This window comes from Pseudomonas sp. B21-023, assembly GCF_024749165.1.
Classification (GTDB): Bacteria; Pseudomonadota; Gammaproteobacteria; order Pseudomonadales; family Pseudomonadaceae; genus Aquipseudomonas.
Genome location: NZ_CP087190.1, coordinates 4726439 through 4748743 on the forward strand (window position 1 = coordinate 4726439; position 22305 = coordinate 4748743).

Annotated in this window: 19 protein-coding genes; 9 read left to right on the forward strand and 10 right to left on the reverse strand. The window is 63.9% G+C overall.

The annotated features are described in order from the left end of the window. Positions 1-25 precede the first annotated feature (25 nt). The 7 genes from LOY42_RS21310 to LOY42_RS21340 all read left to right on the forward strand — a co-directional run bounded on the left by LOY42_RS21310 (position 26) and on the right by LOY42_RS21340 (position 11785). Complete coding sequence (locus tag LOY42_RS21310; RefSeq protein WP_139669370.1) at positions 26-2077, forward strand: bifunctional diguanylate cyclase/phosphodiesterase; 2052 nt, start codon at positions 26-28, stop codon at positions 2075-2077. Positions 2078-2236: 159 nt separating this feature from the next. Beyond that, positions 2237-3574 carry an imelysin family protein gene (locus LOY42_RS21315; protein WP_258599164.1) on the forward strand — a complete coding sequence of 446 codons (1338 nt, stop codon included), beginning with the start codon at positions 2237-2239 and terminating at the stop codon, positions 3572-3574. A gap of 200 nt (positions 3575-3774) precedes the next feature. Then, on the forward strand, positions 3775-5196 hold the full coding sequence (locus LOY42_RS21320) for a di-heme oxidoredictase family protein (RefSeq protein ID WP_258599166.1): 1422 nt from the start codon (positions 3775-3777) through the stop codon (positions 5194-5196). 18 nt (positions 5197-5214) lie between these two features. Next, entirely contained in the window at positions 5215-6279 is a 1065-nt protein-coding gene (locus LOY42_RS21325; RefSeq protein ID WP_139669365.1) for an imelysin family protein, read from the forward strand. Positions 6280-6281: 2 nt separating this feature from the next. Continuing rightward, positions 6282-7379: a DUF1513 domain-containing protein gene (locus LOY42_RS21330; RefSeq protein WP_139669363.1), complete on the forward strand. Its 1098-nt coding sequence runs from the start codon at positions 6282-6284 to the stop codon at positions 7377-7379. 217 nt (positions 7380-7596) lie between these two features. Then, positions 7597-8739, forward strand: coding sequence for an efflux RND transporter periplasmic adaptor subunit (locus LOY42_RS21335; protein WP_139669361.1), 1143 nt, complete (start codon positions 7597-7599; stop codon positions 8737-8739). A 13-nt stretch (positions 8740-8752) separates the two neighbouring features. Beyond that, a complete protein-coding gene (locus LOY42_RS21340) occupies positions 8753-11785 on the forward strand; it encodes a multidrug efflux RND transporter permease subunit (RefSeq protein ID WP_139669359.1) in 3033 nt (1010 codons plus the stop codon). Between the two features lie 841 nt (positions 11786-12626). Here the strand turns inward: LOY42_RS21340 and hisC are convergent. The 10 genes from hisC to LOY42_RS21390 form a co-directional block, all read right to left on the reverse strand. Next, a complete protein-coding gene (gene hisC, locus LOY42_RS21345) occupies positions 12627-13676 on the reverse strand; it encodes a histidinol-phosphate transaminase (RefSeq protein WP_198755566.1) in 1050 nt (349 codons plus the stop codon). A gap of 2 nt (positions 13677-13678) precedes the next feature. After that, on the reverse strand, positions 13679-15001 hold the full coding sequence (gene hisD / locus LOY42_RS21350) for a histidinol dehydrogenase (protein WP_102682722.1): 1323 nt from the start codon (positions 14999-15001) through the stop codon (positions 13679-13681). Positions 15002-15127: 126 nt separating this feature from the next. Next, positions 15128-15763 carry an ATP phosphoribosyltransferase gene (gene hisG / locus LOY42_RS21355; RefSeq protein ID WP_023630427.1) on the reverse strand — a complete coding sequence of 212 codons (636 nt, stop codon included), beginning with the start codon at positions 15761-15763 and terminating at the stop codon, positions 15128-15130. Between the two features lie 93 nt (positions 15764-15856). Then, positions 15857-17122 (reverse strand): UDP-N-acetylglucosamine 1-carboxyvinyltransferase, encoded by a 1266-nt coding sequence (gene murA, locus LOY42_RS21360; protein ID WP_046856963.1) that lies wholly within the window; start codon positions 17120-17122, stop codon positions 15857-15859. A 23-nt stretch (positions 17123-17145) separates the two neighbouring features. After that, positions 17146-17385, reverse strand: a complete 240-nt coding sequence (locus LOY42_RS21365) for a BolA family protein (protein WP_023630425.1) — start codon at positions 17383-17385, stop codon at positions 17146-17148. A 118-nt stretch (positions 17386-17503) separates the two neighbouring features. Continuing rightward, positions 17504-17806 carry a lipid asymmetry maintenance protein MlaB gene (locus LOY42_RS21370; protein WP_023630424.1) on the reverse strand — a complete coding sequence of 101 codons (303 nt, stop codon included), beginning with the start codon at positions 17804-17806 and terminating at the stop codon, positions 17504-17506. After that, positions 17803-18456, reverse strand: a complete 654-nt coding sequence (locus tag LOY42_RS21375) for a phospholipid-binding protein MlaC (protein WP_139668830.1) — start codon at positions 18454-18456, stop codon at positions 17803-17805. The genes LOY42_RS21370 and LOY42_RS21375 overlap by 4 nt, the downstream gene beginning before the upstream one ends. A gap of 9 nt (positions 18457-18465) precedes the next feature. After that, positions 18466-18951: an outer membrane lipid asymmetry maintenance protein MlaD gene (gene mlaD, locus LOY42_RS21380; protein ID WP_023630422.1), complete on the reverse strand. Its 486-nt coding sequence runs from the start codon at positions 18949-18951 to the stop codon at positions 18466-18468. Further along, positions 18951-19748, reverse strand: coding sequence for a lipid asymmetry maintenance ABC transporter permease subunit MlaE (gene mlaE / locus LOY42_RS21385; protein WP_031315029.1), 798 nt, complete (start codon positions 19746-19748; stop codon positions 18951-18953). Before mlaE ends, mlaD begins: the two co-directional genes overlap by 1 nt. Continuing rightward, complete coding sequence (locus LOY42_RS21390) at positions 19748-20557, reverse strand: ATP-binding cassette domain-containing protein (RefSeq protein WP_023630420.1); 810 nt, start codon at positions 20555-20557, stop codon at positions 19748-19750. Before LOY42_RS21390 ends, mlaE begins: the two co-directional genes overlap by 1 nt. Before the next feature lie 245 nt (positions 20558-20802). Between LOY42_RS21390 and LOY42_RS21395 the strand changes: the two genes are divergently transcribed. Further along, entirely contained in the window at positions 20803-21777 is a 975-nt protein-coding gene (locus LOY42_RS21395) for a KpsF/GutQ family sugar-phosphate isomerase (protein WP_139668828.1), read from the forward strand. After that, positions 21778-22302: an HAD family hydrolase gene (locus LOY42_RS21400; protein ID WP_046856967.1), complete on the forward strand. Its 525-nt coding sequence runs from the start codon at positions 21778-21780 to the stop codon at positions 22300-22302. Positions 22303-22305: the final 3 nt, after the last annotated feature.

A 22305-nucleotide genomic window follows, 5' to 3' on the forward strand; every position in this document is an offset into this window, starting at 1 on the left:
ATGCGCATGGATTAAGGAAACCCCATTGAAGCTGGAATTCCGAAACAGCTTATCGGTCAAGTTGCTGAGGGTCGTACTGCTCTCGGCATTGGCTGTCGGCGTCGTACTCAGCTGTGCGCAGATCGTCTATGACGCCTACAAGACCCGCCAGTCCGTGAACAACGACGCCCAGCGCATCCTCGACATGTTCCGCGACCCCTCGACGCAGGCGGTGTACAGCCTCGATCGGGAGATGGGCATGCAAGTGATGGAAGGCCTGTTCCAGGACGGCTCGGTGCGCATGGCCTCCATCGGCCACCCCAACGAAACCATGCTCGCGGAAAAATCCCGGCCACTGCAGGACATGTCCATGCGCTGGCTGACCGACCTGATCCTCGGCCAGGAGCGCACCTACACCACGCAGTTGGTCGGCCGCGGCCCCTACAGTGAATACTACGGCGACCTGAGCATCACCCTCGACACCTGCGCCTATGGCGAGGGTTTCCTGGTCAACGCGGTGATCATCTTCATCTCCGGCGTGCTGCGCGCCCTGGCCATGGGCCTGGTGCTGTACCTGGTGTACCACTGGCTGTTGACCAAGCCGCTGTCGAAGATCATCGAGCACCTGACGCAAATCAACCCCGACCGCCCCAGCCAGCACCAGATCCCCCTGCTCAAGGGGCACGAGCGCAACGAACTGGGCATCTGGGTCAACACCGCCAACCAGTTGCTGGCCTCCATCGAACGCAACACCCACCTGCGCCACGAGGCCGAGAACAGCCTGCAGCGCATGGCCCAGTACGATTTTCTCACCGGCCTGCCCAATCGCCAGCAACTGCAACAGCAACTGGACAAGATCCTCGTCGACGGTGGCCGCCTGCAGCGCCGCGTCGCCGTGCTGTGCGTGGGTCTGGACGACTTCAAAGGCATCAACGAGCAGTTCAGCTACCAGGTCGGCGACCAGCTGCTGCTGGCCCTGGCCGACCGCCTGCGCGCGCACAGCGGCCGCCTCGGCGCCCTGGCGCGATTGGGCGGCGACCAGTTCGCCCTGGTCCAGGCCAATATAGAGCAGCCCTACGAAGCCGCCGAGTTGGCCCAGAGCATCCTCGACGACCTCGAGGCACCCTTCGACCTCGACCACCAGCAGATCCGCCTGCGCGCCACCATCGGCATCACCCTGTTCCCCGAGGACGGCGACAGCACCGAGAAGCTGTTGCAAAAGGCCGAGCAGACCATGACCCTGGCCAAGGCCCGCTCGCGCAACCGCTACCAGTTCTACATCGCCAGCGTCGACAGCGAGATGCGCCGCCGCCGCGAGCTGGAAAAGGACCTGCGCGAAGCCCTGACGCGCAACCAGCTATACCTGGTGTACCAACCGCAGATCAGCTATCGCGACCACCGCGTGGTCGGCGTCGAAGCGTTGCTACGCTGGCAGCACCCGGAGCTGGGCATGGTCCCGCCCGACCAGTTCATCCCCCTGGCCGAGCAGAACGGCAGCATCATCAGCATCGGCGAGTGGGTGCTCGACCAGGCCTGCCGGCAGTTGCGCGATTGGCACGACCAGGGCTTCAGCGAACTGCGCATGGCGGTGAACCTGTCCACTGTGCAGTTGCACCACAACGAGCTGCCGCGGGTGGTCAACAACCTGCTGCAGGCCTACCGCCTGCCACCGCGCAGCCTGGAGCTGGAAGTCACCGAGACCGGCCTGATGGAAGACATCAGCACCGCCGCCCAACACTTGCTGAGCCTGCGCCGCTCCGGGGCCTTGATCGCCATCGACGACTTCGGCACCGGGTACTCCTCGCTCAGCTACCTGAAGTCGCTGCCGCTGGACAAGATCAAGATCGACAAGAGCTTCGTCCAGGACCTGCTCGACGACGATGACGACGCCACCATCGTTCGCGCCATCATCCAGCTGGGCAAGAGCCTGGGCATGCAGGTGATCGCCGAAGGCGTGGAAACCGCCGAACAGGAGACCTACATCATCGCCCAGGGCTGCCATGAGGGTCAGGGCTACCACTACAGCAAACCGCTTTCCGCGCGTGAACTGACCAACTTCCTCAAGCAGGCGCAACGCAACCAGGTTTCCGCGTTGTAACCACCGCCAACCTGGGTGAAGCCGCGCAAACGGGCGTTTGCATGAAATGCGCGCCCGCCCCTTTACAGCAAATGCAAATCTTTCGCATGATGTTGCGGTTTCGCGTGCCACGGCGCACGGTCCACCCATGGTCCAACCACACGACGCAGGAAACCAACAATGATTCGAATGCCTCTGGCCTCCGCCAGTCTGCTGGCCATCGCCATCGCCCTCGCCGGTTGCGGCGAAGGCAAGGACGACAAGGCCGCCGCACCGCAAGCCCAGGCACCTGCCGCTGCCAGCACCACCACCGCGGCACCAGGGGCTGTCGATGAAGCCGCCGCCAAGGCCGTGGTCAAGCACTACGCCGAGATGGTCCATGCCGTGTACAGCGACTCGCTGAGCACCGCCAAGCAGTTGCAGACCGCCGTCGACGCCTTCCTCGCCAAGCCCGACGACCAGACCCTCAAAGCCGCCCGGGACGCCTGGGTCGCCTCGCGCGTGCCGTACCTGCAGAGCGAAGTATTCCGCTTCGGCAACACCATCATCGATGACTGGGAAGGCCAGGTGAACGCCTGGCCCCTGGATGAAGGCCTGATCGACTACGTCGACAAGAGCTACGAGCACGCCCTGGGCAACCCGGCGGCCAACGCCAACATCATCGCCAACACCGAGATCCAGGTGGGCGAAGACAAGATCGACGTCAAGGACATCACCCCCGAGAAGCTGGCCAGCCTGAACGAGCTGGGCGGCTCCGAAGCCAACGTTGCCACCGGCTACCACGCCATCGAATTCCTGCTCTGGGGCCAGGACCTCAACGGCACCGGCCCAGGCGCGGGCAACCGCCCGGCCTCCGACTACCTCGAAGGCAAAGGTGCCACCGGCGGGCACAACGACCGTCGTCGTGCCTACCTGAAGGCGGCCACCGACCTGCTGGTCAAGGACCTCGAGGAAATGGTCGGCAACTGGGCGCCGAACGTCGCCGACAACTACCGCGCCAGCCTGGAAAAAGAGCCGGCCAACGATGGCCTGCGCAAGATGCTGTTCGGCATTGGCAGCCTGTCGCTGGGCGAACTGGCGGGCGAGCGCATGAAGGTCTCGCTGGAGGCCAACTCGCCGGAAGACGAACACGACTGCTTCAGCGACAACACCCACTACTCGCACTTCTACGACGCCAAGGGCATCCGCAACGTCTACTTGGGCGAATATACCCGTGTCGACGGCAGCAAGCTGAGCGGCCCGAGCCTGTCGTCGCTGGTGGCCAAGGCCGACCCCGCCACCGACGCCACCCTCAAAGCCGACCTGGAAGCCACCGAAGCCAAGATCCAGGTGATCGTCGACCACGCGTTCAAGGGCGAGCACTACGACCAACTGATCGCCGCCGACAATGCCGCCGGCAACCAGATCGTGCGTGATGCCATCGCCTCCCTGGTCAAGCAGACCGGCGCGATCGAGCAGGCCGCGGGCAAGCTGGGCATCGACAACCTGAACCCGGACACCGCCGATCACGAATTCTGATCAGCGTCGCGGTTCAGCAGAGGCGGCCTTCGGGCCGCCTTTTTCATTTCCGTGTCATGCGCCTCCGGGAGCGAAATGGACGGGCGCGGACATTTCCAGGTAAAGCCAATTTCATCTGGCAATTGCAAATTGCTCTTATTCAATCACCCCCGGCCTGATAAGCTTGCACGCCGGTTTTTCGCCCATGCCCAGGATCCTCGATGTCCTTGCTCCGCCTAAGCCCCCTGCTGCTGGCCTTCGCCCTCGCCGCCTGTGACGACGCCCCGCGTTTCACCCAGGCCGAGCCCGGCGAGGCGCTCTCCGGCGGCAAGGCGACGGTGCAGCGCAGCGATCGCAACGCCTACTCGCTGCCCTCGGCCAACCTCACGCCCGAGCGACGCCTGGACTTCGCCGTGGGCAACAGCTTCTTCCGCAACCCCTGGGTGATCGCCCCTTCCACCACCACTGCCCGCGATGGCCTCGGCCCGTTGTTCAACACCAACGCCTGCCAGAACTGCCACGTGCGCGATGGTCGCGGCCACCCACCGGAGCCAGACGACAGCAACGCGGTGTCGATGCTGGTGCGCCTGTCGATTCCCGACCAGCCATACTACGCCCAAGTGATCGAGCGCCTGGGCGTGGTCCCAGAGCCCGTCTACGGTACCCAGTTACAGGACATGGCCATCCCTGGCGTGGCCCCGGAAGGCAAAGTCCGCGTGACCTACGACAACCACAGCGTCACCTTCGCGGACGGCCACCAGGTCGAGCTCCGCCGCCCGACCCTGCGGATCAGCCAGCTCGGCTACGGCCCGCTGCACCCGGACACCCGCTTCTCCGCCCGGGTCGCCCCGCCGATGATCGGCCTGGGCCTACTCGAGGCCATCCACGAAGCCGACCTGCTGGCTAATGAGGACCCGGACGACCACAACCGCGACGGCATCCGTGGCCGCGCCAACCGAGTGTGGGACGATGCCCAGGGCAAGACCGTGATCGGCCGCTTCGGTTGGAAGGCAGGGCAGCCCAACATCAACCAGCAGAACGTGCACGCCTTCGCCGGCGACATGGGCCTGACCACCACCCTGTTGCCCAAGGACGACTGCACCGCAGCGCAGGTCGATTGCCTGACTGCGCCCAATGGCGATGGCCAGGGCGGCGAAAAGGAGGTCAGTGACAATATCCTGCGCCTGGTCACCTTCTACACCCGCAACCTTGCCGTGCCGGCCCGGCGCAACGTCGATGCGCCGCAGGTACTGGCCGGCAAGAACCTGTTCTACCAGGCCGGTTGCCAGGGCTGCCACACCCCGCAATTCACCACCGCAGCCAATGCGGCCGAGCCGGAACTGGCCAACCAGGTGATCCGCCCCTACAGCGACCTGCTGCTGCACGACATGGGCCCGGGCCTGAGTGACGAGCGCACCGAATTTGCCGCCAACGGCCAGGACTGGCGCACCCCACCGCTGTGGGGTATCGGCCTGAGCGAAACCGTGAGCGGCCACAGCCAGTTCCTGCATGACGGCCGCGCTCGCAACCTGCTCGAGGCCGTGCTCTGGCACGGCGGCGAAGCCCAGGCGGCGCGCGATCATGTACTGACCTTCAATGCCGAGCAGCGCGCCGCGCTGCTGGCCTTCCTGAATTCACTTTAAACGCACAAGGAGCCGGGCATGTTCCGACCCAAACTGTTGTTCACCAGCCTCGCCGCACTCGCCTTGGGCGCCTGCTCGCCACAAGACCCACAGGCAGTGACCTCCGCGGCCATCGCCAAACAGGTGATCCTGCCGACCTACAGCCGCTGGGTCGAGGCCGACCGGCAACTGGCTGCCAGTGCCCTGGCCTACTGTGAGGGCAAGCAGGACCTCGAGGCCGCCCGTGCCGACTTCCTCAGCGCGCAAAAAGCCTGGGCCGAATTGCAGCCATTGCTGGTCGGCCCGCTCGCCGAAGGCAACCGTGCCTGGCAGGTGCAGTTCTGGCCAGACAAGAAAAACCTGGTCGGCCGCCAGGTCGAGCAACTGGTCAACGGCGAGCAGGCGGTCACCGTCGAGTCGCTGGGCAAGGCCAGCGTCGTGGTCCGTGGCCTGTCCGCCTACGAATACATCCTCTTTGACAGCAAGCCGGACATCGCCAGCGCCGAACAGAAGGCCCGCTACTGCCCGCTGCTGGTCGCCATCGGCGAACACCAGAAGGCCTTGGCCGAAGAGATCCTCAAAGGCTGGAACAGCACCGACGGCATGCTGTCGCAGATGACCAAGTTCCCCAACCAGCGCTACGCCGACTCCCACGAGGCGATCGCCGACGTGCTGCGTGCCCAGGTCACCGCCCTGGACAGCCTGAAGAAGAAACTTGGCGCGCCGATGGGCCGGCAGAGCAAGGGCATTGCCCAACCGTTGCAGGCCGAGGCCTGGCGCAGCCACTCCTCGATCAAGAGCCTGGAAGCCTCGCTCAAGGCCGCCCAGACCGTCTGGGTCGGGGTCGACAACCAAGGCCTGCGCGGACTGCTGGGCAAGGACCAGGCGGCACTGGCACAGAAGATCGACGACGCCTATGCTGCTGCGCTCAAGCTGCTGGCCGACAACCAGAAGACCCTCGGCGAACTGCTTGCCGACGATGCCGGCAAGCAGACCCTCAACCAGATCTACGATGCCCTCAACGTCGTCCACCGCCTGCACGAAGGCGAGCTGGCCAAGGCGCTGAACATCCAGCTGGGCTTCAACGCCAACGACGGTGACTGATCATGCTGCGACGCCAGGCCCTGAAACTCGGTAGCGTTCTGCTCAGCGCCCTGACCCTGGGTGGCTGGAGCCTGTTCCGCGGCAAAGGCAGCGAACCCTTGCTACTGTCGGCCCGTGACGATGGCGACGGCAAGCACTACGCCGTCGGTTTTCGCCTGGACGGCACCCAGGTGTTCAGCACCGAGGTGGCCCAGCGTTGCCATGCGATCATCAACCACCCGACGCTGCCGATCGCGCTGTTCGTCGCGCGCCGGCCCGGCACCGAGAGCTATCTGGTCGACCTGCGTGACGGGCGCCTGCTGCAGACCCTCGCCTCACAGCCCAACCGGCACTTCTATGGCCATGCGGTAATCCACAAGGGTGGCGAGTGGCTGTATGCGACCGAGAACGACACCAGCGACCCGGGCCGTGGCGTATTGGGCGTCTACCGCTTCGAGGGCGAGCGCCTGGTGCACAGTGGCGAACTCTCCACCCATGGCATCGGCCCCCATGAAGTGGCCTGGCTGCCCGATGGCGAGACCCTGGTGGTGGCCAACGGCGGCATCCGCACCGAGGCCGAAAGCCGGGTGGAGATGAACCTCGACGCCATGGAGCCGAGCCTGGTGCTGATGCAGCGTGACGGCACGCTGCTGAGCAAGGAGACCCTGGCCCAGCAGATGAACAGCGTGCGTCACCTGGCAGTTGGCGACGATGGCACCATCGCCGCCTGCCAGCAGTTCATGGGGGGCTCGGAAGAAACCGCCGAACTGCTGGCGATCAAGCGCCCAGGCGAGCCGTTCAAGGCCTTCCCGGTGCCGGAGCGCCAGCTGCAATCGATGGCCCAGTACACCGCCAGTGTCGCCATCCACAGCGACCTGCGCCTGGTGGCGCTGACCGCGCCGCGGGCCAACCGCCTGTTCATCTGGGACCTGGACAGCGGCGCAGTGAAGCTCGACGCGCCGATGCCCGATTGCGCCGGGGTGGGGGCGGTGAAGGACGGCTTCGTCGTCACCTCCGGGCAGGGCCGCTGCCGCTTCTATGACTGCCGCAAGGCGCAGTTGATAGGGCAACCGATGGACCTGCCGTCCGGGTTCTGGGACAACCACCTGCATCTGGTCTGATCGTTCTATTGCCTGCACCGGCCCCATCGCCGGCAAGCCGGCTCCCACACCAGCAACACCCTCCTGTGGGAGCCGGCTTGCCGGCGATGAGGCCACAACAGGCAATCTATCTCCTCCCCTTTTCCAGAAAACCGACAATACTTGCCCCATCGCCCGTGGAGCGGATCGCCCGTGGTCGTGCCCGATAAATAAGAACCTACCTCCAGGGAACCGGACCATGTTGCGCCGCCGCATGCTGATCATGTTGGCCGTCGTCCTGCTGATCGTGTTGATCCTGGGGGGCATCAAGGCCTTTTCCATCTACCAGCAAGTGCAGATGTTCTCGCAGCCCAGGCCCCCGGTCAGCGTGGCCGCGGCCCAGGCCGAGCTGCGCCAGTGGCAGGAGCGCCTGCCGGCAGTCGGCAGCCTCAAGGCCTACCAGGGCGTGGAATTGAGCCTGGAAGTGGCCGGCACGGTGAAGTCGCTGCATTTCGAGTCGGGGCAACAGGTCAAGGCGGGCCAGTTGCTGCTGCAACTGGACAGCGACCAGGAAACCGCCCTGCTCGGCACCGCCCAGGCCGACCTGGGGCTGGCCAAGGTCGACTTCGGCCGGGGCAGCCAATTGGTCGGCGATTCGGCGATCTCCCGCGGCGAGTACGACCGCCTGACCAGCCAGTACCGGCGCAACCAGGCCGTGGTCGACCAGCTGAAGGCATCGCTGGCGAAAAAGAGCATCAGCGCCCCGTTCAGCGGCACCATCGGCATCCGCCAGGTGGACGTCGGCGCCTACCTGCCCAGCGGCACGGTCATCGCCACCTTGCAGGACCTGTCCAGCCTCTATGTCGACTTCAATGTGCCTGAGCAAGCGCTGCCTCGTCTGAGCCTGGGCCAGCGGGTGCTGGCCCAGGTGGCGGCCTATCCGCAGCAGACCTTCCCCGCCAGCCTCAGCGCGATCAACCCCAAGGTCGAGGAAAGCACGCGCAACCTGCTGGTCCGCGCCACCCTGGCCAACCCCGAAGGCAAGCTGCTGCCGGGCATGTTCGCCAGCCTGCAACTGCTGCTGCCCGACCCGCAACCGCAGGTCGTGGTGCCGGAAAACGCCATCACCTATACCCTCTATGGCAACTCGGTGTATCGCGTCAGCCCGAAAAAGGGCGAGGACGGCCAGCCGTTGCGCGATGCCAACGATCAGCCGCAACTGATCGCCGAACAACTCACCGTACAGACCGGCGAACGCCGCGAGGGTTGGGTCGTGGTGCTCAAGGGCCTGCAGGCCGGCGACCAGGTCGTCACCGCCGGCCAGCTCAAGCTGAGCCCAGGCGCGGCGATCCGAATCAGCACCGATACGCCCCTGAAACCCACCGCGCCCGGCGCGCAGTGAACGGGAGGCGGCCATGGCGTTCACCGACCCGTTCATCCGCCGCCCGGTGCTGGCCTGCGTGGTCAGCCTGCTGATCCTGCTGCTGGGCCTGCAGGCCTGGAGCAAGCTGCAGATCCGCCAGTACCCACAGATGGAAAACGCCCTGATCACGGTGACCACCGCCTACCCCGGGGCCAACGCCGAGACCATCCAGGGCTACATCACCCAGCCGCTGCAACAGAGCCTGGCCAGCGCCGACGGCATCGACTACATGACTTCGGTGAGCCGGCAGAACTTCTCGATCATTTCGGTCTACGCGCGGATCGGCGCCGACACCGACCGCCTGTTCACCCAGTTGCTGGCCAAGGCCAACGAGGTGCGCAACAAGCTGCCCCAGGACTCCGAGGATCCGGTACTGAGCAAGGAGGCCGCCGACGCCTCGGCACTGATGTACATCAGCTTCTACAGCAAGGAAATGAGCAACCCACAGATCACCGACTACCTGTCACGGGTCATCCAGCCCAAGCTGGCCACGTTGCCGGGCATGGCCGAGGCCGAGATCCTCGGCAACCAGGTGTTCGCCATGCGCATCTGGATCGACCCGGTGAAGCTGGCCGGCTTCGGCCTGTCGGCGGTAGACGTGACCAACGCCGTGCGCCGCTACAACTTCCTCTCTGCGGCCGGCGAAGTGAAGGGCGAGTACGTGGTCACCAGCATCAACGCCACCACCGAGCTCAAGTCGGCCGAAGCCTTCGCCGCACTGCCGGTGAAGACCAGCGGCGACAGCCGGGTGCTGCTGGGCGACGTGGCCCGGGTGGAAATGGGTGCGGAGAACTACGACACGGTCAGCTCGTTCGACGGCACGCCATCGGTGTACATCGGCATCAAGGCCACGCCGGCAGCCAACCCGCTGGAGGTGATCAAGGAGGTGCGACGGATCATGCCGCAGCTCGAGGAAGCACTGCCCTCCGGCCTCAAAGTGTCTATCGCCTACGACGCCACCCTGTTCATACAGGCCTCTATCGACGAGGTGATCAAGACCCTCGGCGAAGCGGTACTGATCGTCATCGTCGTGGTGTTCCTGTTCCTCGGCGCCCTGCGTTCGGTGGTGATCCCGGTGGTGACCATCCCGCTGTCGATGATCGGCGTACTGTTTTTCATGCAGTTGATGGGCTACTCGCTGAACCTGCTGACCCTGCTGGCGATGGTACTGGCCATCGGCCTGGTGGTGGATGACGCCATCGTCGTGGTGGAAAACATCCACCGTCATATAGAGGAAGGCAAGACGCCTTTCGAAGCGGCCCTGGAGGGTGCCCGCGAGATCGCCCTGCCGGTAGTGTCGATGACCATCACCCTCGCCGCGGTGTACGCCCCCATTGGTTTTCTTACCGGGCTGACCGGCGCCTTGTTCAAGGAGTTCGCCCTGACCCTGGCCGGTGCCGTGGTCATCTCCGGCATCGTCGCGCTCACCCTCTCCCCGATGATGTGCGCCTTGCTGCTGCGCCACGAACAAAACCCCAGTGGCCTGGCCCACCGCCTGGACCTGATCTTCGACGCGCTCAAGGTGCGCTACCAGCGCCTGCTGCACGGCACGCTGAACAGCCGCCCGGTGGTGCTGGTGTTCGCCGTGCTCATCCTGTGCCTGATCCCGGTGCTGCTGATGTTCACCCGCAACGAGCTGGCCCCGGAGGAGGACCAGGGGGTGATCTTCATGATGAGCAGTTCGCCGCAGACCGCGAACCTGGACTACCTCAACGCCTATACCGACCAGTTCACGCCGATCTTCAAAGGTTTCCCCGAGTACTACTCGTCATTTCAGATCAATGGTTTCAACGGTGTGCAGAGCGGTATCGGCGGCTTCCTGCTCAAGCCCTGGAACGAACGCGAGCGCACGCAGATGCAGCTGTTGCCGTTGGTACAGGCCGAACTCGAACAGATCGGCGGCCTGCAGATCTTCGGTTTCAACCTGCCGTCGCTGCCCGGCACCGGCGAGGGCCTGCCGTTCCAGTTGGTGATCAACACCGCCGGTGACTACCCGGCGCTGCTAGAGGTGGCGCAACGGGTCAAGGAGCGCGCCCAGGCCTCGGGCAAGTTCGCCTTCCTCGACATCGACCTGGCCTTCGACAAACCCGAGGTAGTGATCGACATCGACCGCGCCAAGGCGGCGCAGATGGGGGTGTCGATGGACACCCTGGGCAGCACCCTGGCGACCTTGCTGGGTGAGGCCGAGATCAACCGCTTCACGCTGGAGGGCCGCAGCTACAAGGTCATCGCCCAGGTCGAACGGCCCTACCGCGCCAACCCCGGCTGGCTGAACAGCTATTACGTGAAGAACGAGCAAGGCCAGCTGTTGCCATTATCGACCTTGATCACCCTGAGCGACCGCGCCCGACCGCGACAGCTCAACCAGTTCCAGCAGCTGAACTCGGCGATCATCCAGGGCGTTCCGCTGGTGAGCATGGGTGAAGCACTGGATACCGTGCGCGCCATCGCCCGCGAGGAGGCGCCGGAAGGTTTTTCGCTGGACTATGCCGGGACAGCGCGGCAGTTCGTCCAGGAGGGCAGCGCGTTGTGGGTGACCTTCGGCCTGGCGCTGGCGATCATCTTCCTGGTGCTGGCCGCGCAGTTCGAGAGCTTCCGCGATCCGCTGGTGATTCTGGTGACCGTGCCGTTGTCCATCTGCGGGGCGCTCTTGCCGTTGTTCCTTGGGGTCTCGAGCATGAACATCTATACCCAGGTAGGGTTGGTGACACTGATCGGGTTGATTACCAAGCATGGGATTCTCATTGTCGAGTTTGCCAACCAGCTACGGGACGAGCGGGGGCTTGGGGTACGCGAGGCGATCGAAGAAGCCGCCGCGATTCGCTTGCGGCCGGTGCTGATGACCACGGCGGCCATGGTGTTCGGCATGGTGCCCTTGATATTGGCAACCGGGGCCGGGGCGGTCAGCCGGTTTGATATCGGGATGGTGATTGCTACCGGGATGTCGGTGGGGACTTTGTTTACGTTGTTTGTTTTGCCTTGTATTTATAGTGTTTTGGCGCATAAAGGTGTTGCTGGGGCTTGAGGGTGATTGTTTTTGGTTTTGTGTGCGTATTCGTAGACGATATCGACATTTAGTCACCTTTCCGCCCTTACGGCGGCCGACTTTTGTCTTGGCAAAAGTCGGCAAAACCGTTCGGCTCCGTTCATACGGCCCCTACACTTCGCTCCGGGGTTCCCTCGCTCCGTTCTTGCTCCCGTGGGTACCGCGCTGTACGCCCCATCCTGGGGCGCAGCGCTCGACGGCCATCCATGGCCGTCGCCCCACTACGCAAGAACTCCGCTCGGCCTCCTGAAGTCGCAATTGGCAGCGCCTGAACTGTCGCGCGCTTAGAAGCAAGAGCAAGAGCAAGAGCAAGAGCGAGAACAGGAAATGCGAAGTTTACTGTTTCAAAGTAAGTTATATATTGGCTGTTCCGGTCTATCGCGGGGCAAGCCCGCGAAACAATCGAGAGATTAATTGCGCTCCAACTAGCGACAGCTGCGCCAGTCCAGGCGCCGCCCGTAACTTCGCGACTTCAGGAGGCCGAACGCAGGTCTTGCGGAGGGAGGTGACGGGCATGGATGCCCGTCAAGCGCTGCGCCCCAGGATGGGGCGTTCAGCGCGGTCCTCCCGGGAGCAAGACCGGAGTGAGGGAACCCGGAGCGAAGCGGAGGGCCGGATGAATGGAGCGCCACGGCTTTGCTTACTTTGGCCGCGGACGGCGAGTTACGACCAAAGTAAGCCGCCGTAAGGGCGGAAAGGTGAATAAGCGTCGACATCACAAATGAATGCGCATACAACTTCCAAAACCACCAAACAACAAGGGGCGAATCAGAAGTCAGAACAACCAACCCCAATCCGCCCCCCTGTCAAAACCCTGATATCAATTCAAAGCATCAAGCAAAGCCTGATTCATCTCCGGCGTCCCAATGGTAATCCGCAGGAACTGCGCAATCCGCTCCTGCTTGAAGTGCCGAACAATCACCCCCTGCTCACGAAGCCGCGCCGCGATCCCGGCAGCATCCTGGCCTGGATGCCGGGCAAAGATAAAGTTTGCCGCCGAAGGCAGCACTTCGAACCCACGCGCCACCAACTCAGAAACCAGCACGTCCCGGCTGTCGATAACCTTGCGGCAGGTCTCATCGAAATACTCACGGTCGTCGAACGCCGCCGCCGCCCCGACAATCGCCATGCGATCCAACGGATAGGAGTTGAAGCTGTTCTTGATCCGCTCCAACGCCTCGATCAGGTCAGGATGCCCCACTGCCAGGCCAACCCTGAGCCCCGCCAGCGAACGCGACTTGGACAAGGTCTGGGTCACCAGCAGGTTGTCATAGCGATCAACCAGGCTGATGGCCGTTTCACCACCGAAATCAATGTAGGCCTCATCGACCACCACCACCGAATCCCGGTTGGCCTGCAGCAGTTGCTCGACCGCCTCAAGCGGTAACAGGCAGCCGGTCGGCGCATTGGGGTTGGGGAAGATGACCCCGGCATTAGGCTTGCTGTAGTCCGAAACACGGATCTGGAACTGCTCATCCAGCGCCACCTGCTCGAACGCGATACCGTACAAGCCGCAATACACCGGGTAGAAGCTGTAGCTGACGTCCGGGAACAGCAGCGGCCCACGGTCGTGCTGGAACAGGCCATGGAAAATGTGCGCCAGCACCTCGTCCGAACCGTTGCCGACGAACACCTGGGCCGACGTCACGCCGTAGTACTCGGCCACCGCCTGCTTTAGCCGGTCACCGTTCGGGTCCGGATACAGCCGCAGGTTGTCGTTGAGCTCGCCGCGCATGGCCTCCAGCGCCTTGGGCGACGGGCCATAGGGGTTCTCGTTGGTGTTCAGCTTGACCAGACGCGCCAGCTTGGGCTGCTCGCCCGGCACGTAAGGCACCAGGTCCTTGACGAAGGGACTCCAGAAACGACTCATGCTCAGTTCCCCTTCTCGTTGAGGATGCGGTATTCAGCGCTACGGGCATGGGCGGTCAGCGACTCGCCACGGGCCAGCACCGAAGCGGTGTGACCCAGTTCGGATGCGCCCTGCTCGGAGCAGAAGATGATCGACGAACGCTTCTGGAAATCGTACACACCCAGTGGCGAAGAGAAGCGCGCGGTGCCGGAGGTTGGCAACACATGGTTGGGGCCTGCGCAGTAGTCGCCCAGCGCCTCGCTGGTGTGGCGGCCCATGAAGATCGCGCCGGCATGGCGGATCTGCGGCAACCAGGCCTGCGGGTCGGCCACCGACAGCTCCAGGTGCTCAGGGGCGATGCGGTTGGCCACCTCGATGGCCTGCTGCATGTCACGCACCTGGATCAGCGCGCCACGGCCGTTGATCGACTTCTCGATGATCTCGGCACGTTCCATGGTCGGCAGCAGCTTGTCGATGCTGGCAGCGACGCGATCGAGGAAAGCGGCGTCCGGGCTGACCAGGATCGCCTGGGCATCCTCGTCGTGTTCGGCCTGGGAGAACAGGTCCATGGCGATCCAGTCCGGATCGGTCTGGCCGTCGCAGACCACCAGAATCTCCGAAGGGCCGGCGATCATGTCGATACCAACCTGGCCGAACACATGGCGCTTGGCAGTGGCCACGTAGATGTTGCCCGGGCCGACGATCTTGTCCACCTGCGGCACGCTCTCGGTACCGTAGGCCAGGGCTGCCACGGCCTGGGCACCACCGACGGTGAACACCCGGTCGACCCCGGCGATACAGGCTGCGGCGAGGACCAGTTCGTTGACCTCGCCACGGGGGGTCGGCACTACCATCACCACCTCGCCGACGCCCGCGACCTTGGCCGGAATGGCATTCATCAACACCGACGACGGGTACGATGCCTTGCCACCAGGCACATACAGCCCGGCGCGGTCCAGCGGCGTGACCTTCTGGCCGAGGACGGTGCCGTCAGCCTCGGTGTACTGCCACGAGTCCTGCTTCTGCCGCTCATGGTAGATACGCACGCGGTTGGCGGCCTTTTCCAGGGCCTCGCGCTGCACCGGGGTAATGCGCGTCAGCGCCAGCTCCAGGCGCTCGCGATCGAGGATCAGGTCATCGATTGTCTTGGCATCGACGCCATCGAAACGCTGGGTGAACTCCACCAGCGCCTGGTCACCGCGCTCACGCACGGCCTTGATGATGTCGAGCACGCGCTGGTTGACCGCGTCATCGGACACACTTTCCCAGCTCAGCAGATGATCCAGATGTCGGGCGAAATCCTGGTCAGCGGCGTTGAGACGGGCAATTGCAGTGGACACGGTCATGGCGAGGGCCTCGTTATTAGCGGATGTTCAGGCGCCCTAAAGCTACCACTCCATCCGCGCGGGCACCTGAGAAAAAAGGCTATGACGCGGATAGACGGGCGCGACAGCGGAGGTCGCGCGCAGAGGTCAGCCGCGGTGTCGCGATTCGACGGCGTTGCGCAGGGTGTCGATCAGGCTCTGGATACGGGCGTGCTGCATCTTCATGGAGGCCTTGTTGACCACCAGGCGAGAGCTGATCGTGGCGATCAGGTCCTGGGGCTCGAGGCCGTTGGCGCGCAGGGTATTGCCGGTGTCGACCACGTCGATGATCTTGTCGGCAAGGTTGATCAGCGGCGCCAGCTCCATGGAGCCGTACAGCTTGATGATGTCGACCTGGCGGCCCTGTTCGGCATAGTAGCGCTTGGCTACATTGACGAACTTGGTAGCCACGCGCAGGCGACCTTTGGGCTCGGGTGCGCCGGTTACGCCAGCGGTCATCAGCTTGCACTGGGCGATCTGCAGGTCCAGGGGTTCGTACAGGCCCTGGCCACCGTACTCCATCAGCACGTCCTTGCCGGCCACACCGAGGTCGGCGGCGCCATGCTCGACATAGGTCGGCACATCGGTGGCACGCACGATGAGCAGGCGCACATCATCCTGCGTGGTGGGGATGATCAGCTTGCGGCTCTTGTCCGGATTCTCGGTCGGCACAATACCGGCCTCGGCCAGCAGTGGCAGGGTATCGTCGAGAATACGGCCTTTGGATAGCGCGATGGTCAACATTGGAACGTCGGTCCTTAAGCGTCTACTGCCGGCCGGGCTCAGCAGCCCGACCGCATAGGATTCGGCTGGCGCGTCCCTGCGCCACGATGACTGCTAGCCCGGTACGCGACGGATCTTCGCGCCCAGCATCTGCAGTTTCTCCTCGATGCACTCGTAGCCACGGTCGATGTGGTAGATGCGATCGATCAGGGTGTCGCCTTCGGCGACCAGCGCCGACAGCACCAGGCTGGCGGAAGCGCGCAGGTCGGTGGCCATCACCGGCGCACCTTTGAGCGCCTTGACGCCAGTGACGATGGCGGTGTTGCCCTCGACCTGGATCTGCGCGCCCATGCGGTGCATTTCATACACGTGCATGAAGCGGTTTTCGAAGATGGTCTCGATCACCGCGCCAGTGCCTTCCGCGATGGCGTTGAGCGAAATGAACTGCGCCTGCATGTCGGTCGGGAACGCCGGGTACGGAGCCGTACGCAGGTTAACGGCCTTCGGCCGCTTGCCGTGCATGTCCAGCTCGATCCAGTCTTCGCCAGTGGTGATGTCGGCGCCGGCTTCCTTGAGCTTCTCGAGGACGGCTTCGAGGATGGTCGGATCGGTATCCTTGACCTTGACGCGGCCACCGGTAACGGCAGCGGCGACCAGGTAGGTGCCGGTCTCGATACGGTCGGGCATGACGCGGTAGTTGGCCGAGTGCAGGCGCTCGACGCCATCGATGGTGATGGTGTCGGTACCGGCGCCCTGGATCTTCGCACCCATGGCGATCAGGAAGTTGGCCAGGTCGACCACCTCCGGCTCACGGGCGGCGTTCTGCAGCACGCTGCGGCCCTTGGCCAGGGCAGCGGCCATCATGATGTTCTCGGTGCCGGTGACGCTGACAGTGTCGAAGAAGAAGTGCGCGCCACGCAGGCCGCCTTCGGGGGCCTTGGCCTTGATGTAGCCACCCTCGACGTCGATCTTCGCGCCCATGGCCTCGAGGCCGCGGATGTGCAGGTCGACCGGACGCGAACCGATGGCGCAGCCACCCGGCAGGGCCACTTCGGCTTCACCGAAGCGGGCTACCATGGGGCCGAGCACCAGGATCGAGGCGCGCATGGTCTTGACCAGCTCGTAGGGAGCGACCAGGGTCTTGATGGTGCGCGGGTCGATCTCCACCGAGAGCTTTTCGTCGATCACAGGCTCGATGCCCATGCGGCCGAACAGCTCGATCATGGTGGTGATGTCGTGCAGGTGCGGCAGGTTGCCGACCGTGACCGGGCCATCGCACAGCAGGGTGGCCGAAAGGATCGGCAGGGCGGAGTTCTTTGCGCCGGAAATGCGGATCTCGCCATCGAGACGCGCGCCACCAGTGATAATCAGTTTGTCCATACGTATCTCGCCGCCAAGTAGGCTCAGGTGCGCTCAGCCCAGGCTGCGCTGCTGAAGAATTTCATGGTTACCGCGTGAATGCTGCCGTTGGCGATCCACGGATTGAGGTGAGCATAGATCGCCTGCTGACGCTTGACCGGGCTTTGGCCGGCCAGCTCGTCGCTGATCACGTTCAACTGGAAGTTGCAGCCTTCGCCTTCAACTTCGACCTGGGTTCCCGGCAATTTCTCTTCCAGAAAGCTTTTAACTTCTACGGCCTGCATGCTCAACCTCGATCGGCGCCCAACGCGCGCGGGTCGGCCATCATACAAAAAAGCCCCTCGCCTGCGAAGCCCATGAAGGGGCGCACTGACCGAGGGGCCTTTCCCGAACGGCAGGGCATCAGCCCGCCAATACCTCATCGAGGTCATAGACCCCGGCAATTTCCTGCATGTTCTCGGGGATACCGCGCAACTCCCAGGTTTTTCCGGCTGCCTGGGCATCGCGCATGAACCCCAGCAGCAACGACAGGCCAACGCTGCTCGATTTGACCACCGCAGTGCAATCGAACACCAGGCGCGCCTCGCCACTGGCGGCGATCAACGCCTTGCCCTGTTTGCGCAGGGCCGGGCCGCTGCGGTAATCCAGCACGCCGGCCAGGGCGAGAACGCCCGGCGCGGCCATGCTCACGGCGGCGTCGCTCATTTGACTTCCTTATCCGGCGAGCTGTCGGCTGTTTCCTTGGCCTTGGCCACTTCACCGGCCCAACCGTCGATGGTCTTGTCCAGGTTGTTGCCGTTACGCTGCATGGCATCCTGGAACTGGTCGCGGAACAGCTTGCCGATGTTGATGCCGTTGACGATGACGTTACGCACCTTCCACTCGCCGTCCAGCTTGACCATGGTGTACTGCACCGGATAGACCGCGCCGTTGGTGCCGGTGATCTTCATGCCGACGCTGGTGCGATCGTCACCCTCGGCCTTGGCCGGGTCGACGGTGATGCCCTGGTTGTTGTACTCCAGCAAGGCGTTGCCATAGAACTGCATCAGGCTGCGCTTGAAGTTCTCCTGGAAGCGCTGCATCTGCTCGGGCGAGGCCTTGCGCGAATACTTGACCGTCATGATGCTCTTGGAGATGCCGTCGGCATCGACCACCGGGCCAAGGTTGGCGTTGAGCGCGTTGTAGAACGCATTGGGGTCGGCCTTGTACTGCTCCTTGTTGCTCTTCAGGTCGCTGAGCAACTGGGTGGTGGTGCCCTGGATCACATCACGGGCAGACTGCCCCGGCGCCGCCAGGGCCAGCAGGGGAAAGATCGCCAGCAGGACCAGCAGGCCACGTCGCAGGATCGAAATCATGGAAACTCCTTAATTAGCCGGTTGAGCTTCTTTCGGTTCCTTGCCCACCGAGTTGAGCAGGAACTTGCCGATCAGATCTTCCAGCACCAGCGCCGACTGCGTGTCGTGGATGGTGCTGCCATCCTTGAGAACCACGTCCTCGCCGCCCACGCTGATGCCGATGTACTTCTCGCCCAGCAGGCCGGCGGTCAGGATCGAGGCAGTGGAGTCGGTCGGCAGGTTGTCGACATGCTTGTCCAGCTGCAGCGTCACCCGACCGGTATACGAGTCGCGGTCCAGATCGATGGCCGTGACCTTGCCGATGGTCACACCAGCCATGGTCACTTTAGCTCTGACCGTCAAACCGGCGATATTGTCGAAGTACGCATAAACTTTATATGTGTCGCTGCTCGGGCTGGCCGACAGCCCGCTGACACGCAGGGCCAGCAGCAGCAGCGCCAGGATCCCGGCCAGGAGGAACAGGCCGACACCGATTTCCAGGGTGCGGTTTTGCATCAGAAATCTCCAAACATCAAGGCGGTCAGAATAAAGTCCAGACCCAGGACTGCCAACGAGGCATAGACCACGGTCTTGGTGGTGGCACGGCTGATCCCTTCTGAAGTGGGCTCACAGTCGTACCCCTGGAATACGGCGATCCAGGTAACGACGAAGGCGAACACCAGGCTCTTGATCAGCCCGTTGAGCACGTCGTCGCTGAAAGAGACACTGTTCTGCATGTTGCCCCAGAACGAGCCTTCGTAGACGCCCAGCCAGTCCACGGCGACCCACGAGCCGCCCCAGATGCCCACCACGCTGAAGATCAGCGCCAGCAGCGGCAGCGAAATGAAGCCGGCCCACAGGCGTGGCGCCACGATGTACTTGAGCGGGTCGACGCCGATCATTTCCAGGCTCGACAGTTGCTCGGTGGATTTCATGTTGCCGATTTCGGCGGTCAGCGCAGAACCCGCGCGGCCAGCGAACAGCAAAGCGGTGACCACCGGCCCGAGCTCGCGCAGCAGGGTCAGGGCGACCATCTGCCCGACCGCCTGTTCCGAGCCATACTTGTTGAGAATGCTGTAGCCCTGCAGCGCCAGGACCATGCCGATGAACACGCCGGACACGACGATGATCGCCAGCGACAGCACGCCCACCGAATACAGTTGCTTGACCAGCAGCTGGAAACCGCCGCCGATACCACTGCGCCCGCCCAGCGAATGGCCGAGGAACAGGCACGAGCGTCCCAGTACGGCCAGCACATCGATGGCCGAACGGCCGAACAGACGGATACGTTCGAGTAAGGATTTTCTGCGCATCAACGCGTCCCCAGCAAATCGGCGCGGTAGTCAGGCGCAGGGAAGTGGAAGGGTACCGGGCCATCAGGGTCGCCTTTCATGAACTGGCGGATGCGCGGGTTGTCCGAGCCCATCAGTTCGTCCGGCGTGCCCTGCCCCAGCACCTGGCCATCGCCGACCACATAGATGTAGTCGGCAATGCTCGCGGTTTCCGCAAGGTCATGGGACACCACGATGCTGGTGATACCCAGGGCATCGTTGAGCAGGCGGATCAGGCGCACCAGCACGCCCATCGCGATCGGGTCCTGACCGACGAACGGCTCGTCGTACATGAGGATCTGCGGGTCCAGGGCAATCGCACGGGCCAATGCCACACGGCGCTTCATGCCGCCAGACAGTTCGTCGGGCATCAGGTCGATGGCGCCGCGCAGACCCACGGCCTGCAGCTTCATCAGCACGATGTCGCGGATCATCTCGTCCGACAGCTGCGTATGCACCCGCAGCGGGAAGGCCACGTTCTCGAACACATCCAGGTCGGTGAACAGCGCACCGCTCTGGAACAGCACGCCCATCTGCTTGCGCGCATCGAACAGGTCGCCCCGCGACAGCGCCGGCAGGTTCTGCCCATTGACCCAGACTTCGCCGCCGGCCGGGCGCAACTGCGCGCCCATCAGGCGCAGCAAGGTGGTCTTGCCGCACCCCGAAGGCCCCATGATGCCGGTGACCTTGCCGCGGGGAATGCGTATGTCCACGTTGCTGAAAATGCTGCGCGAACCGCGCTTGAAGGTGACGCCCTTCAACTCGACCGCGTAGGCGCTATCCACACTCATCTAGACTCCTTGCTAGTGCAGCCTCGTCATAGTGGACGCCTGCCTTCATCTTGAAGGCACACAGGTCCCCGGCGGGCCGAATAGCGGCGAACTATAGCACCGCTGATAGGCCCGCCCCAAGGCCGTCACCCCACTCGTTCAGGGCACAGACAGGCAGGCGCGGCATCCATATGACATTCGAAGGATGAGCCTTTCACACATTGCGGCTATAATCGCCGCCTTTTCATCAGGCATTGCGTTCCGACATGACCCAATCCAGCGAGCTGATCCAATCCGCCCAGCGCACCCTGCGCCTCGAACTCGAGGCCGTGGAGGCCCTGCTGGCCCGCATCGACGGGGACTTCGTCAAGGCCTGCGAACTGATCCTGGCCAGCAAGGGGCGGGTCGTGGTGGTAGGCATGGGCAAGTCGGGGCACATCGGCAACAAGATCGCCGCCACCCTGGCCAGCACCGGCACCCCGGCGTTCTTCGTGCACCCGGCCGAGGCCAGCCATGGCGACATGGGCATGATCACCCGTGACGATGTCATTCTTGCCCTGTCCAACTCCGGCAGCACCGCCGAGATCATCACCCTGCTGCCCTTGATCAAGCGCCTGGGCATCCAGATGATCAGCCTCACCGGCAAACCGGACTCGCCCCTGGCCCAGGCCGCCGAGGTCAACCTCGACGCCAGCGTCGCCCAGGAAGCCTGCCCGCTCAACCTTGCGCCGACCTCCTCCACCACCGCGGCGCTGGCGCTGGGCGACGCCCTGGCCATCGCCCTGCTGGAGGCTCGCGGCTTCACCGCCGAAGACTTTGCCTTCTCCCACCCGGGCGGCGCGCTGGGCCGTCGCCTGCTGCTGAAGGTCGAGAACGTCATGCATGCCGGCGAAGAGCTGCCCGTGGTAAAGAGCGGCACCCTGCTCAAGGACGCGCTGCTTGAAATGTCTCGCAAAGGTTTGGGCATGACCGTGGTGCTGGGTAACGACGGCAAGCTGGCCGGCGTCTTCACCGACGGTGACCTGCGCCGCAGCCTGGACCGCAACATCGACGTGCACAAGACGCTCATCGACGAAGTCATGACCGTGCACGGCAAGACCGCCCGCGCCGAGATGCTCGCCGCCGAGGCACTGAAGATCATGGAAGACCACAAGATCAGCGCGCTGGTGGTTGTCGATCAGGACGACCGCCCGACCGGCGCCCTGAACATGCACGACCTGCTGCGCGCCGGAGTAATGTAAATGACCCAGGACCTGATGCAACGCGCCAAGGCCATCAAGCTGGCGGTGTTCGACGTCGACGGCGTGCTCACCGATGGCCGCCTGTACTTCCTCGAAGACGGCAGCGAGTTCAAGACGTTCAACACCCTCGACGGCCACGGCATCAAGATGCTCATGGCCTCGGGCGTGACCACCGCGATCATCAGCGGTCGCAAGACCCCCGTGGTCGAGCGCCGGGCGAAAAATCTCGGCATCCCGCACCTGTTCCAGGGGCGCGAGGACAAACTGGTGGTGCTGGACGGCCTGCTCGCCGAACTCAATCTAAGCTATGAGCAGGTCGCCTACCTCGGCGACGACCTGCCCGACCTGCCAGTGATCCGCCGCGTCGGGCTGGGCATGGCGGTGCAGAATGCCGCGGCCTTCGTTCGCCAGCACGCCCACGGGGTTACCCAGGCCCGCGGCGGCGAAGGCGCCGCCCGCGAGTTCTGTGAACTGATCATGCAGGCCCAGGGCACCCTGGACGCTGCCAACGCCCATTACCTGTAAGGC

Excerpts from the sequence above, each read along its gene's own strand:
- LOY42_RS21315 (WP_258599164.1), top strand. The coding sequence starts at position 2,237 with ATGATTCGAATGCCTCTGGCCTCCGCCAGTCTGCTGGCCATCGCCATC.
- LOY42_RS21320 (WP_258599166.1), top strand. The coding sequence starts at position 3,775 with ATGTCCTTGCTCCGCCTAAGCCCCCTGCTGCTGGCCTTCGCCCTCGCC.
- LOY42_RS21325 (WP_139669365.1), top strand. The coding sequence starts at position 5,215 with ATGTTCCGACCCAAACTGTTGTTCACCAGCCTCGCCGCACTCGCCTTG.
- LOY42_RS21330 (WP_139669363.1), top strand. The coding sequence starts at position 6,282 with ATGCTGCGACGCCAGGCCCTGAAACTCGGTAGCGTTCTGCTCAGCGCC.
- LOY42_RS21335 (WP_139669361.1), top strand. The coding sequence starts at position 7,597 with ATGTTGCGCCGCCGCATGCTGATCATGTTGGCCGTCGTCCTGCTGATC.
- LOY42_RS21340 (WP_139669359.1), top strand. The coding sequence starts at position 8,753 with ATGGCGTTCACCGACCCGTTCATCCGCCGCCCGGTGCTGGCCTGCGTG.
- hisC (WP_198755566.1), bottom strand. The coding sequence starts at position 13,676 with ATGAGTCGTTTCTGGAGTCCCTTCGTCAAGGACCTGGTGCCTTACGTG.
- hisD (WP_102682722.1), bottom strand. The coding sequence starts at position 15,001 with ATGACCGTGTCCACTGCAATTGCCCGTCTCAACGCCGCTGACCAGGAT.
- hisG (WP_023630427.1), bottom strand. The coding sequence starts at position 15,763 with ATGTTGACCATCGCGCTATCCAAAGGCCGTATTCTCGACGATACCCTG.
- murA (WP_046856963.1), bottom strand. The coding sequence starts at position 17,122 with ATGGACAAACTGATTATCACTGGTGGCGCGCGTCTCGATGGCGAGATC.
- LOY42_RS21365 (WP_023630425.1), bottom strand. The coding sequence starts at position 17,385 with ATGCAGGCCGTAGAAGTTAAAAGCTTTCTGGAAGAGAAATTGCCGGGA.
- LOY42_RS21370 (WP_023630424.1), bottom strand. The coding sequence starts at position 17,806 with ATGAGCGACGCCGCCGTGAGCATGGCCGCGCCGGGCGTTCTCGCCCTG.
- LOY42_RS21375 (WP_139668830.1), bottom strand. The coding sequence starts at position 18,456 with ATGATTTCGATCCTGCGACGTGGCCTGCTGGTCCTGCTGGCGATCTTT.
- mlaD (WP_023630422.1), bottom strand. The coding sequence starts at position 18,951 with ATGCAAAACCGCACCCTGGAAATCGGTGTCGGCCTGTTCCTCCTGGCC.
- mlaE (WP_031315029.1), bottom strand. The coding sequence starts at position 19,748 with ATGCGCAGAAAATCCTTACTCGAACGTATCCGTCTGTTCGGCCGTTCG.
- LOY42_RS21390 (WP_023630420.1), bottom strand. The coding sequence starts at position 20,557 with ATGAGTGTGGATAGCGCCTACGCGGTCGAGTTGAAGGGCGTCACCTTC.
- LOY42_RS21395 (WP_139668828.1), top strand. The coding sequence starts at position 20,803 with ATGACCCAATCCAGCGAGCTGATCCAATCCGCCCAGCGCACCCTGCGC.
- LOY42_RS21400 (WP_046856967.1), top strand. The coding sequence starts at position 21,778 with ATGACCCAGGACCTGATGCAACGCGCCAAGGCCATCAAGCTGGCGGTG.